Here is a 13542-nt window from a genome sequence, read left to right as displayed (position 1 = left end):
TTAATTTTTATTTCCAAGTAAAGAAACTATTCTATCTTCAATTTCTTTAGCAGTAAATGGTAAACCTTGAACTTTGTTCCATCCTTTAGCATCTATCAAAAATTCTGCTCTAATAATTTTAAGTAATTGACCTAAGTTCATTTCTGGGATTACAATTTGTTTGAATTTCTTTAAAACCTCTAAAGTATTTTTAGGCATTGGATTTAGATATTTCAAGTGAGCTTGAGAAACATTAAAACCTTGTTCACGTTTGCGTTCAACAGCAGTTCTAATTGAACCATAAGTTGATCCCCATCCTAAAATTAACAAATCTCCACCATCTTTATCACCAATAATTTCCAAATCTGGAATATCATTTGCAATTCCAGCAACTTTTTGATCACGAAGTTTTATCATAAACTCATGATTTTCAGGAGTATAGTTAATATCACCAGATATATTTGCTTTTTCTAAACCACCAATTCTATGTTCCATACCAGCAGAGCCTGGCACAGCCCAAGGACGTTTCAAGTTTTCATCACGATCGTATGGTTTATAAGTTTCAGAATTAGTATGAAATGACACTTTCATGTCTAGTAAATCTTCAGTTTTTGGAATCATCCAAGGTTCAGAACCATTTGCGATGTAACCATCTGTTAACAGAAATACTGGAGTCATATACTTAGTTGCAATTCTAACAGCCTCCATAGCCATATAAAAACAATCCCCAGGTGTAGAAGCTGCAATAACTGGAACTGGACATTCCCCATTTCTTCCATACATTGCTTGTAATAAATCTGCTTGCTCAGTTTTTGTTGGCAACCCAGTTGAAGGACCTCCCCTCTGCACATTAATTATAACCAATGGAAGTTCAGTCATAACTGCAAGACCAATTGCTTCAGATTTTAGAGCAATACCAGGACCAGATGTTGTTGTAAAAGCTAAACTTCCCCCAAATGCTGCTCCTAAAGCACTACATATTCCAGCAATTTCATCTTCAGCTTGAAAAGTAATAAATCCGAAATTTTTGTGCCTAGATAAGTTATGTAAAATATCTGAAGCTGGAGTAATTGGATAGCTTCCTAAAAACCCTTGAAGTCCAGTTTTTACAGAAGCTGCAATCATGCCTAATGCAGTAGCTTCATTTCCCATTATATTCCTATATTTACCAGGTGTTAATTTTGCAGGTTTAACTGAATATCTAACGTTAAACGCTTCATAAGTCTCACCCATATTATAACCAGCAATCATAGCCCTTTTATTTGGCTCAATAAATTGAGGTTTGCTCTTAAACTTTTCTTCAAGATGCTTTAATGTTGGATCCATTGATCTGTCATACATCCAGTAAAGCAAACCTAAAGTATAGAAATTAACACAACGAGCACCCTCTTTTGTAGATAAACCAAGACCTTCAACAGAAGCTATTGTATTTTTTGATAATGGAAGAGAATATACTTCATAACCAGACAATGATCCATCTTCTAAAGGATTTTCTTGGTATCCAGCTAAAGCGATATTTTTAACATCGAAAGCATCACGATTAGCTATTATAATTCCACCTTTTTTTAAGTTGCAAAGATTAGTGATTAATCCTGCAGGATTCATAGCAACAAGTACATCTGCTTCGTCACCAGGAGTATGAATATCAAAAGAGGAAAAACTCATTTGGAAAGCCGAGACACCATAGGTTGTTCCAGCAGGAGCTCTAATTTCTGCTGGGTAATCTGGTAATGTTGCTAAATCGTTTCCAAGTAAAGCTGCAGTACTTGTAAATTGATCCCCTGTTAATTGCATTCCGTCTCCAGAGTTTCCTGCAAAGCGAATAACTACCTGACTTAATTCTTCAATCTGTTTTGACATTATTTTGTTTTATAGATATAATAAATAATATAAATTTTCTTTTGAAATAATAAATTATAGATTGCAATTCAACACTTCTTTTTAACATCTTTTTTCTGTTCTTAGATGGAAGTGAGTAGATTTTATTTTAAAAAAATAATTATTTGGTTGATAACAATTTTACATTTATAAAATAAATTTCAAATTGCGGGGCAAAATTAAGGTTTTATGCCGACGTGAAGTAAAAATGAATTTTTTTTTATATATTTCTATTAATTTAATATAAATTAACAATATTATTGAGTTAAAATTTATAAGGATTGATAGCAATATTTTAGTAAAATTGAATAAAGATAAATAATAACTAAAAAATGAATTGTAAATTTGTTTTTAATATTATTCCATTAAAAAATGTTGTAAATTAAAAATATAATTTAAATTTTACGAATATAAAATCATTAAACTTTTGCATTAAACCAAAATTTTTCTTTCAAATCAGTTATTTTTCTTAAATACAATTTATTCCAATAAAAATATAATAACTACTTAAAATGGAAACTGCAAATCAATTTATTGAAATTTATTATGGAAATTTTATTCAAAAAGAATGGGATCAATTCTCTGATAAAATACATAACGACTTTTTGTATTTTACAGATCATTGCAAAGTTCAAAATAAACATGAGTTCATTGAATACTTATCTAATGAAAACTGGTTAGGTACTTCTTTTATGATTTCAGATTTCAGTATAATTCCATCAAAAGATAAGAACTTATTAATATGTACTTATAGAATTGACTTCTATGGCTTGGTTTCTTTGTTGGAATTTAATTTAAAAGCTTTAGAAACTACAGTTTTATTGAAAGAGAATGATGATTTTAGTATTATTCATTGTCATTCTTCAAATATTAAAATTGATTAATTAAGATTATTATAACATAACTAAATGAAGGATAAATTCTATTTCTTTAAAGTAGAAAAATTTGAATAATGAATTTTTTTAAGTTAAGATTTTAAATTAATCATCAAAAGGACTTGGTTCATCTTCCTCTACTGAATCAGAATCTTCATCATCATCACTTCTTTGTTTAAAAAAATTTAAAGTTTGTCTTATTATTCCAAAAGTTAAATACACTAACATAACTGGAAAAAGAAGCAAACCCTTAGATGCTAAACATATAGCAATAGCAATTATTATACTTGCAAATTTAATAGGATGACTTCTAATATTATGCGGAGATAAGGATGGGAAAGTATCATACTTTATGGTACTAACCATTAGTAAAGAAATCCCAATTGTTAGAGTTGTTAGAATTGCAGGTTTATATGACTCAGCAATTATTTGATTATCTCTTAAATGATAGAAAACTAAATATGATATTAAAATTAAGGCTGCCGAAGGAACAGGCATACCTCTAAAATAATCTTTATTAAATCCAACAAGTTGAACGTTAAACCTAGCTAATCTTAAAGCTCCACAGATAGCTGGTAATCCTGCAATAACAATCCCTACTGTACCTAAGTTTTTAAAATAAGCTGTATATAAAATAAAAGAAGGAGCTGCACAAAAAGTTACAACATCAGCCAATGAATCAAGCTCAACACCAAACTCAGAAGCAGAATTTGTCAGTCTTGCCATTGCTCCATCAAGGGCATCAAATATGCCTCCAAGCACAATCATCCAAGCGGCTAATGTGAATTCCCCTTTTGAAGCATTCACAATAGCAACAAATCCACAAAACAAGTTCATCATTGTAAACAAACTTGGTATTATACTTCTTGTTACTCTAATCAAATAAGACTAATTGAGTTAAATTTTAAATAAAAAATAATATAAACAAAAAGTTCGTAGCTAAACTCCATTGCATAAAATGGTTTCTCCACCAATAACTAAATCATTCACTTTTACATTAATAACAGTTCCAACTGGAACAACAATATCCATTCTTGAACCAAACTTTATCATTCCAAACTTATCTCCAACTTTTGCAAAATCACCAACATTAACTGGGCAAACAATTCTTCTAGCAACTGCACCTGCAATTTGTTTGAAGAAAACTTTAATTTTATTATTACTAATTCCAAGATGAGTTCTTTCATTTACATCGCTTGCTTTATCGTCAAAAGCTACAATAAATTTTCCTTCTACATATTTAAAATAATCTACTTTTCCAGAGATCGGGAATCTGTTAACATGTACATTAAGAGGAGAAAGAAAAATGCATATTTGAATAGCCTTTCCATTATGATATTCTTTATCATCAATCTCTTGAATAATTACAACTTTACCATCAGCTGGAGAAATTACAATATTCTCATCATCAATAGCAACTTGAGGAACCGTTCTTTCTGGATCGCGAAAAAAATATAATGTAAAAGCTGCAAACAAAACTCCAAGAGTTATTAAAAGTAATTTTAATATAGTATAATTAAACCAAAGCCCTGAAAGAATCAATGCTGTAGAAATAAGCAATGAAATAATAATAACATCGTAACCGTATTTTGTTAGTTTCATTTAGTTTAGAAAAAATATTCAGTAAACAAAAATATACTTAAAATTATAAGTTAATTTTATCTTATAATTATTTAGAAAAATAATTCATTTGCAATTTAAGCAATCTCATTTGAAAAAAATAATTAAAGGTCTTTATGTAATAACTGACACGAAGATTCAGAATAGGTATACACATGCAGAACTAGCTAAGTTAGCAATTTCTGGTGGGGCAAATGTAATTCAATATAGATCTAAAAATTGCGAAATTAATACAATGATAAAAGAAGCAATTGAAGTTAAAATTGTATGTGATCTAATGAAAACCCCATTAATTATTAATGATAGTATAGATGTATGCTTAGCTGTTAAAGCAGATGGTGTGCATCTTGGAGCAAGTGATATAGAAGTTAAAAAGGCTAGAGAAATTTTAGGAGAGAATAGTATTATTGGGGAAACAATAAGAAACTCAGAACAAGCAAAGCAAGCTATTTTAGATGGAGCTGATTATTTGGGTTTAGGTCCAGTTAATTTTACAAAAACAAAAGATGTAAATTCTGATTTAGTTAGTATAGAGACAATTAATTCAGTAGTTCAAATAGCTACAATTCCAATTATATTAATATCTGGAATAAACATTGAAAATGCAAGTAGGTTCTTGTCAACTGGGGTAGATGGAATTGCAGTTGTTAGTGCTATCTGTACTAGCAACAATGTTTATGAAACAACAAAGAAATTTTCAGAACTTTTTAGAATTTAATGTAATTATATTTTCACTCATTTATTAAAATTAAATTGATAGTATTAACAAATATAAAAAAATCATTTGGTGAAAAGCAAGTTCTTCAAGGTGTCACTTTCAATATACAACTTGGAGAAACCCTAGCAATTATAGGTAAATCAGGCTCGGGTAAAAGTGTTTTGTTTAAATTGATTGTAGGTCTTTTAACACCAGACGAAGGCAGTATTTCAATTGAAGATAAAAGGATTGATGAAATGACTTCAGATGAGTTGTATGCAGTTAGAAGATCGATAGGTTACGTATTCCAGAATGCTGCATTATTAGACTCAATGAATGTATATGAAAATTTAATTCTTGGTCAGTATGAACATGGATTAAGAGATGAAGTAAAACTAAAAAATGAAGTAATAGAAAATTTATGTAATGTTGGATTATTACCAGATATAAATTCACTAAGTGATGTTGAATTTCAAAAACAGTATAGTTTAATTGCTACAAAAAAACCATCTGAATTATCTGGTGGAATGCGTAAAAGAGTTGGAGTTGCAAGAGCATTGATGGGTAGCCCTAAATTTATCTTTTATGATGAACCTACAACCGGATTAGATCCTCAAACTTCAGAACAAATAGATAATTTAATCAACGAACTTTCACACAGATTATCAGCAACATCAATTTTAATAACTCATGATATCTTCTCAGTTTATAAAGTTGCTGAAAGAGTGATAATGCTAAATGATGGACACATCCAATTTAATGGATCAGTAGCAGAATTAACAACTTCAACTGATCCAATTGTAAAAGATTTTATTGAAAGATATAATTAATATTTTTATTGAATCGTAGGTTAGAAGTTTTTTACAATTACTTTAAAACTGTTAATTTTTTTGAGATAAACTGAGCACCGCATTTAATCTGACATTCATAATTGCCATTTGGCAATGAATTCAAGTTTAACTTAAATGAATTTTCACCAATTAACTCATAAGAATTTTTTAAAACTTGAATTTCTTTGCCATTAATATCTGTTATTAAAATGGTTACATTATCATTTTTAATCAATGTATATTTTAGTAAAGTTTGATTTAATGCTGGGTTCGGTGAAATATCAAAATTACTAATGCTTCTCTCTTCCAACACAGAACTCGTCATTGAATTCAAGTAAATTACTGAATCAGAATTTTTAAACAAGCAGGTATTTGATGAAATAATTATAGAATCAAAATACATTTTTTTCTCTTTAGCCTTAAAAGTTATAGGTAGAATAAATTGTGATCCATTTTCTAAAATAATTGGTTTGTCTATTGAAGGAGAACTGAATCCATTTGCTAAGTGAAAAACATCATTTTCTTTAATTCCAAAAGGACCTCGAATTTTATATATAATTAATTCACTATTATCGTTTGATACATTCTCAAAAATCCCACCTTGGGTATAACCAACTCCAATATATTGAGCAATCCCAAAATATAAATCATGAGCTGAAATAATTGGGCATGAAGAATTTGCTAATAAATTGAATGAATATGTTTTATTGCTATTATCTGCTTCAAGTAACTCAGCTCTGATTACATATAATGATTTCTCATTATTAGCAGGTATTGAAGAATGATTTTCATCAACTGTAGGAGTTTGAGCAAACAAGATATTTAAGTTTAGATTACTTATGGTAAATAAGATCAATAACAGTAAAAATGATTTCATAATTATAAATTAGTATAAAATAGATTCAAATTAAAGAATTGTAATAACTTGGTAAGATACTATTAAAATTGTTTTTATAAGATTTACAAATCGATGACACAAATGAATTAATTAAGTTACTAATTAGAAGATATAATTTCTGATTGTTAAATTTAATTTCAAAAAAAATATTTTAACATTTTGATTACAATTTTAAAAGATTTACATTCTTTGAAACACAAAAAAATTTATTAAATTAGTTTGTGGTAATCAATTTTATGTTTGAATTTATTTCAATTATTTTTTAGTTTAATCCTTTAAAAACTATAAGTTTAAAATGATTTTAAAAAAAAGTTTAAGATTTTGTTTAAGGATAAGTGTTTTAATAATATTTGTATTTACAACAGATTTAAATGTATTTGCAAAGAATATTGAAAATGAATTTTTTATTAGATGTAATACATTTTTTCAACACAACGTTGTTTCTGGTTTAGTTGATTATTCATCAATCAAGGAAAATCCAACAGAACTTTATACAATATCAAAAATTATTGCAGAAACTAATCTATCAGAAATGAGCGATATTGAAACAAAAGCTTTTTATATTAATGCTTATAATATTCTAGTTATAAACACAATAATTAATTACTATCCTATAAAATCAGTAAATGAAATTCCAGGATTTTTTGAAAAAGAAAAGCACATTATTGCTAAAGAATTATTATCTCTAAATGAAATTGAAAAATTAAAATTACATGATAAATATAAAGATCCATTATTACATTTCGTATTAGTTTGCGGAGCAAAAGGATGCCCTATTTTACTTGATAAATGTTACATTCCAGAACTATTGGAGAATCAATTAAAATCTAAAACAAAGTTAGAGTTAAACAATTATAATTTTATATATGAAGACTTAATTGATAGAAAGAATTATCTATCTGAAATTTTTAATTGGTACAAAGAAGATTTCAAAGATATTGTTAATTTCATTAATCAATTCAGAAACGCAAAACTTTTAGAAAATTTATCAATTGAATATTATAAATATGATTGGAGTTTAAATGATTTAATTGGGAGCAATAATAAAATTAATTTAAGTACAAATAGTGTGGTTAAAGTCAATGAGAATAATAATAAAATCTATAAAACATCTTCAATGTTAAGCAATGGTGAATTAGAAATAAAATTGTTTAACAATTTGTATTCTCAAGTTGTAAATAATTATCGAAGCAATTATCATACATCTTTTGTGCAATTATATTATGGAATAAATGAAAATTTTAATATAGGATTAGATGCTAAGTTTAGAACTGTTAACAATGGCATTGAATCTAAAGTAGGTTTGTTAAATGTGTTTGATAATAATAGAGCTTTTTCACGAATGGGCTTGACAGCAATAGGACCGAAAGTAAAATTCATCCCTTTTAAAATAAATAACTTGTCAACTTCTTTACAAATGGCATTATTATTTCCAATAGGGGATAGTTTACAAGGTGGTAACAAATTAGCATATCTTGATAATAAAGGAGCTTCATTTTATTTAAATACTTACTTCGATAAAAATTTTAATAATAATTTTTCATTATTTTTTGGAATATCTTCACTGTTAGATAATATTACAAATGAGCTTAATGAAATGATTTGGCAAATTCCTTTGACTGCAATTTTAAGTTATAATAAACTTAAAAATATTTCAATCTATTGGCTTGGTGAATTAGCATTGCAGCCTATTAATTTCACCAAATCATATTATGCACAAACAGGGGCAGGAATTAAATATGCATTTAATTCTGAAACAGAAATTGAATTTTTATATACAATATTTGGCAATGATTATATAGTAGAAGAAGATGGATTTGCACAAACTTTAAATTTAGGATTTAGATTAACTCTAAATTAATTTGCTAATTAAATATCGTAAAATTGAAAATTAAATTCGTATATTTTTCTCATCAAACCCTGCAAGTACCAAGGGTTGCCAGGCAATGCATTGTTGCACTTTGTAATGCAATCTGCTTGTTTGGAATAGATACAGATCTAGTATCTTTTAGAACTTTTATTCATAAAGATGAGCAAGTATTCCCTTCATTTAACAAATTATATGGTGTAGATTCGGAATTAAAAAATAAATCATTTAAAATAATTGGTCATGATAATGGTGGTGAAATAAATGATATTCAAAGATTGATAGTATATTTCTTTTACCTAATAAAGTATTTCTTTTTATTAGAATATCGTAAATATGAGTTTACAATATTTAGTTCTAGAAATAATTCGATATTAAAATTATTAAATTTGTTTAAATTATTCTTTAATAAAAAGATGATAGTTATTGCTGATGTTCATGGTATTCCAAATAACATTTCAGTCAATAGAAAAGTAGATGGAAATATGTGTATATCGAATTCATTAGCAAATGAAATTAAAAAACGTTTTTCAATTGAAACGAGTAAAATTACTTTTGCTCATGGTGGAGTTGATGTTAAAAAGTACAAAACCCTACACACTAGTAAATATAATATTCGTAAGGAGTTAGGTTTACCAACAAATAAGAAGATTATTTGTTATGCTGGAAAAGTATATTATCGATATGATGAGGTTGGATATTTAGTTGAAGCAAGCAAATATCTAGATTCTAATTCGATAATTTTAATTATTGGTGGAAGAGCTGACCAAGTGGAAAAATGGATTAATGAATGCAAAAAACATAAAATTGAAAAAGTAATATTTAAATCATTTGTACCGCCATTGGATATTGTAAAATATCTTAAATGTGCAGATCTTTTGGTAATGTATTATTCGCCAAGTGAATTGAATGAATATAGATCGCCAGCAAAACTATTTGATTATTTAATTTCTGGTACACCGTTAATTGCAGCTAAGTTTAAATCAACAGAAGAAATAATTATTGATAATGAAAATGGGTTTCTAGTTGAACCTTATAAGCCTGAACTTCTTGGTCACAAACTAACAGAATTACTTAATAGTAAAATTGATTTTAATAATGTATCAAGTAAAGCAATTGAAACTGCTAAAAGTTATACTTGGGAACGGAGGGCTTCAGCATTTATTAGCTATGCAAATGCATTATATTCTAATAAAGTAAACAATTAAAATTCTTGTTTGAAACAAGAAATTAATCAATATTAATACTTAACTCCTTCATTCGTTCTAGTCTTGATAATTCATCTTTCTGAAGCCAAACGTCAGTACTTAACAAATTATATGCATTACCAAACCTGATTGAGGCTTCTTTCTTAAGTCCTAATGTTAATAAACATTCTGCAATCTCTTCGTGAATGTAACCGTCTTCACTTAAACTATTATCTGTTCTTTCTTTTTCAATTGTCAATTGTAAATCTAAACTTTCATGCACTCTTCCCAAATAGCGTAACATTTTTGCTTGACACCATTTTGCAATTATAGTTGGCTCTATTTTACCTAATTCATTATAAAACAATTCAGTTTTGATAAATAGTTTTAATGCCTCATCATAATTTTCTAAATTAAAGTAGCTCCACCCAGTATTGTTAAGTAATGCTCCTAACCAATTTTTTGAATTTAGATCCTTACTGTTTTCAATATGACTAATTGCAATATTAGACCATTTAATCTGATCTTTTATATCACCTATTAAAGCCAACATATGTAAGGCATCGATTGTATAATAATCTTGTGAATTTGCATTAGCAACATTGTAGGCTTTTAAAAAATAATCTACCCCTTTTTCAGGAAAACCAGAAGATCTAAAAACCCTTCCTCTTTCTAAATTATACCTAATCTGTGGAATAACCATATTTTGTGTTAACATTGATTCTGCTAAATCTAATGTTTTATGTGCTGCATCAAAATTAGTTTGCAATCCTTCAGATCTTGAAATCTGTGTAAGAATTTCTATGTATAATTCATTTTCTGAAATAGGAGTTAAATTCAATAAATCTCTGAATTTTTTTTCAGATTCTTTTGGTTCATTATAATTCCATAAAGAATTTAAATCCATATTTTTTTTGAAAAATAAATTTTTGAATTAATATTATTTGTTAAAATTAGCAAAAAAAACTCGATTGTCTTATAAGACAATCGAGTTTTATAAAATCAAATTATTTACTTTTACTTTTGTGTAACACGTACATCAACTCTGCGATTTTGTGCACGACCTTCAGGAGTATCATTTGAAGAAACAGGATGTTCAGGTCCATAACCTTCACTCATTAAATTGTCTTTTAAAGATCCAAGCTTAACAAGTTGAGATAAAACCATTTTTGCTCTTTGGCTTGAAACTTTCATATTAGTTGCAACACTTCCAGAATTGTCAGTATAACCTCCAATTTTAATTTTAGCAGATGGAAAAGATTTCAAAATTGCAGCTATATTTTCCACTTGTTTTTGAGATTCTTTTATTAAAACTGATTTTCCAGTTTCAAAATAAACTCTATCTAAAGACATCCATCCTTTAGTTTTATCTAAAGTATCAACCATCATAGATTGATCTGAAAGAAATTTATACAACTTACTCTCAAAACTATTTTCACCAACTTCAATTGTTCCACCTCCATTTGGTAAATTAATAGTTGTCATGTTTCCAACATCATATACAAAGTTGCCAGATACAGAATCAATTTTTCCACCTGAGTTTGAAACAACTGCAGTTGGAGTATTTGTTGATGAATCTGTAGCATTTGATTTTATATCAGAATTTGTTGTAGCACCATTATTTATTGCATTTGCTGCTGAATCTACCAAATTTGAAACTGTAGTTGAGTCAGTGGTAGAAACAACACCAGTTTCTTTATTACAACCTTTCCATAAAGTCCAAATTAAAAGTGCTCCAATTAATATTAAAATTAAAGGGAGTAATTTTTTTAATGCTGATCCACCACTCTGTGCAACATCACGAGTCATATCAACAGCTCCAGAAACAACTTTTTTGCTCATATCAATTGTACCACCTGCAACATCCTTTGCCATATCTGCAGTACCAGATACTACTTTTTTACCCATATCTAATGTACCTCCTGCAACATCTTTTACAACATCAGTTGTTCCAGTAACAATATTTTTAGCAGCATCTGTTGTACCAGAAACAACATTTTTCCCAATGTCTAATGTACCAGAAACAACACTTTTAGCTGCATCAGCAGTATCACCAAATGCTCCTTTGATTCCACTTGTGATTGAATCTAAGCTAACCAGACCTAAAATGCCAGTTAACCAAGATGGTAATAATCCCTTTAAAAACCCTCCTTGATCACCAAGCAAAGATGTTAAACTTGATGCATTTAAACCATTTGATGAAACTTCTTTTCCTAAAACACCCATTAAAATTGGAGATAACAATCCCAATAATTTTGATGATGATTCAGATGAAATTCCACTTGTAGAAGCAATTTGATTTGTAACATCAGATGATTTGTCACCAAAAATTCCAGTTAATAAACTTGCTCCTTTTGATAAAAGATTATCTGTTGATTCACCTTTATTTAACAATCCAGATAAGTTAGATAATGCCTCTCCATCATACCCACCAGATTTGATCATATCAATGATTGAATTTGCACCTTCAGGAGTTGAAGATTTATTTATCAATCCTCCTAGCATTGTTGGTACTGCATTTTTAACCGCTCCATCCGTGCTTTGTTGGTTTGCTCCAATTAACCCACTAATCTTTCTCATTATATCTCCGCTGTTCAATAAAGACATAATTGTTTGAAGTAGATTCATAATTTGTACTTGTTTAAAAAAATTAAAATTGAGATTTAGAAAAGAAATTTGTTTTTTTATATTTAAATTCCGTTTTAGGTCGATATTTAATACATAAAGTTTAATTAAAATTAAATTTATTTTAATTAAACTATATTCTAAAATTGAAATTAAATTTAGATTTGTGAATAATTAAAACAATGAATGAAGTTAATTCAAACTGTTTCTGAAATGCAAGCCTTTGCGTATGCAATGAAAACTGGTTATAAATCTATTGGGTTTGTTCCAACAATGGGATATTTGCATAATGGTCATTTGGCATTAATTGAAAAGTGCAAAGAGAAAGCCGATATTACAGTAGCTTCAATTTTTGTTAACCCAACTCAATTTGCTCCAAATGAAGATTTAGAACGGTATCCAAGAGATTTGGAAGGTGATAAAGAAAAACTTATTTCTGCGGGATGCGATGTTTTATTCTTACCTAATAGGAGTGAAATATATCAATCAAATTGCTCTACAATTGTAAAAGTTGAAGGTATTACAACAAGGTATGAAGGTACTTTCAGACCAGATCATTTTTCTGGAGTTACAACAATTGTAACTAAATTGTTTAATATGGTTCAACCGCAAGTGGTTGTTTTTGGACAAAAGGATGCCCAACAAGTAGCTGTTATTAAAAGAATGATAATAGATTTAAATTATGAAATAAAGTTAATTGTTCACGAAACTATTAGAGAATATGATGGTTTGGCATTGAGCTCTAGAAATATATTTTTAAATAATGAAGATAGAACTCAAGCACTAACAATTTATAAAGGTTTGCAATCTGCAAAGGATCAAATACAAAATAAATTTGGAATTGAAGCAGCAACCAAATCATTTAGAGAAATTTTATCTAATCAATTTATAGTTGATTATGCTGATATTGTTAACCCAGATACTTTTGAGTTGGCTACCGAAAATGATACAAAGTTAATGGCTCTTTTTGCAGGGAAGATTGGAACTACAAGGTTGATTGATAATTTAATTATTAGTTAATTTTAAATGTATAGAATTATTTTCTATATAATAATTTGAGAATTTAATTCAATATTATGGTGAAAT

Annotated in this window: 12 protein-coding genes; 6 read left to right on the top strand and 6 right to left on the bottom strand. The window is 28.1% G+C overall.

Annotated features, from left to right (window positions below; all coding sequences use genetic code 11):
- On the bottom strand, nt 1–1839 hold the full coding sequence (locus IPP08_12355) for a 2-oxoacid:acceptor oxidoreductase subunit alpha (protein QQS66530.1): 1839 nt from the start codon (nt 1837–1839) through the stop codon (nt 1–3).
- Nucleotides 1840–2369: 530 nt separating this feature from the next.
- On the opposite strand from IPP08_12355, the gene IPP08_12350 reads away from it, so the two are divergent.
- A complete protein-coding gene (locus IPP08_12350; protein QQS66529.1) occupies nt 2370–2741 on the top strand; it encodes a nuclear transport factor 2 family protein in 372 nt (123 codons plus the stop codon).
- A gap of 96 nt (nt 2742–2837) precedes the next feature.
- Here IPP08_12350 and pssA read toward each other — a convergent pair whose 3' ends face one another.
- Both pssA and IPP08_12340 read right to left on the bottom strand, forming a co-directional pair.
- A complete protein-coding gene (pssA, locus tag IPP08_12345) occupies nt 2838–3614 on the bottom strand; it encodes a CDP-diacylglycerol--serine O-phosphatidyltransferase (GenBank protein ID QQS66528.1) in 777 nt (258 codons plus the stop codon).
- Between the two features lie 57 nt (nt 3615–3671).
- Nucleotides 3672–4334 carry a phosphatidylserine decarboxylase family protein gene (locus IPP08_12340; protein QQS66527.1) on the bottom strand — a complete coding sequence of 221 codons (663 nt, stop codon included), beginning with the start codon at nt 4332–4334 and terminating at the stop codon, nt 3672–3674.
- Nucleotides 4335–4443: 109 nt separating this feature from the next.
- Here IPP08_12340 and thiE point away from each other — a divergent pair, with 109 nt between their 5' ends.
- Both thiE and IPP08_12330 read left to right on the top strand, forming a co-directional pair.
- On the top strand, nt 4444–5070 hold the full coding sequence (gene thiE / locus IPP08_12335; GenBank protein QQS66526.1) for a thiamine phosphate synthase: 627 nt from the start codon (nt 4444–4446) through the stop codon (nt 5068–5070).
- A gap of 35 nt (nt 5071–5105) precedes the next feature.
- Nucleotides 5106–5879 carry an ATP-binding cassette domain-containing protein gene (locus IPP08_12330; protein ID QQS66525.1) on the top strand — a complete coding sequence of 258 codons (774 nt, stop codon included), beginning with the start codon at nt 5106–5108 and terminating at the stop codon, nt 5877–5879.
- A 37-nt stretch (nt 5880–5916) separates the two neighbouring features.
- Here the strand turns inward: IPP08_12330 and IPP08_12325 are convergent, their stop codons facing one another.
- Entirely contained in the window at nt 5917–6756 is an 840-nt protein-coding gene (locus IPP08_12325; protein ID QQS66524.1) for a T9SS type A sorting domain-containing protein, read from the bottom strand.
- Nucleotides 6757–7072: 316 nt separating this feature from the next.
- On the opposite strand from IPP08_12325, the gene IPP08_12320 reads away from it, so the two are divergent.
- Together IPP08_12320 and IPP08_12315 are read left to right on the top strand one after the other, a co-directional pair.
- Nucleotides 7073–8638, top strand: a complete 1566-nt coding sequence (locus tag IPP08_12320) for a DUF547 domain-containing protein (GenBank protein ID QQS66523.1) — start codon at nt 7073–7075, stop codon at nt 8636–8638.
- A gap of 23 nt (nt 8639–8661) precedes the next feature.
- The gene (locus IPP08_12315) at nt 8662–9852 is read left to right on the top strand and encodes a glycosyltransferase (GenBank protein QQS66522.1); all 1191 of its coding nucleotides are present in this window, start codon (nt 8662–8664) and stop codon (nt 9850–9852) included.
- Nucleotides 9853–9874: 22 nt separating this feature from the next.
- Here IPP08_12315 and IPP08_12310 read toward each other — a convergent pair whose 3' ends face one another.
- Together IPP08_12310 and IPP08_12305 are read right to left on the bottom strand one after the other, a co-directional pair.
- A complete protein-coding gene (locus tag IPP08_12310) occupies nt 9875–10738 on the bottom strand; it encodes a hypothetical protein (protein ID QQS66521.1) in 864 nt (287 codons plus the stop codon).
- 110 nt (nt 10739–10848) lie between these two features.
- Entirely contained in the window at nt 10849–12459 is a 1611-nt protein-coding gene (locus IPP08_12305; GenBank protein QQS66520.1) for a DUF937 domain-containing protein, read from the bottom strand.
- 183 nt (nt 12460–12642) lie between these two features.
- Here IPP08_12305 and IPP08_12300 point away from each other — a divergent pair, with 183 nt between their 5' ends.
- On the top strand, nt 12643–13476 hold the full coding sequence (locus IPP08_12300) for a pantoate--beta-alanine ligase (GenBank protein ID QQS66519.1): 834 nt from the start codon (nt 12643–12645) through the stop codon (nt 13474–13476).
- Nucleotides 13477–13542 lie beyond the last annotated feature (66 nt).

This window comes from Chlorobiota bacterium, from assembly GCA_016700335.1.
Lineage (GTDB): Bacteria > Bacteroidota > Ignavibacteria > OLB7 > OLB7.
This window is presented reverse-complemented; position numbering and strand designations above follow the sequence as displayed.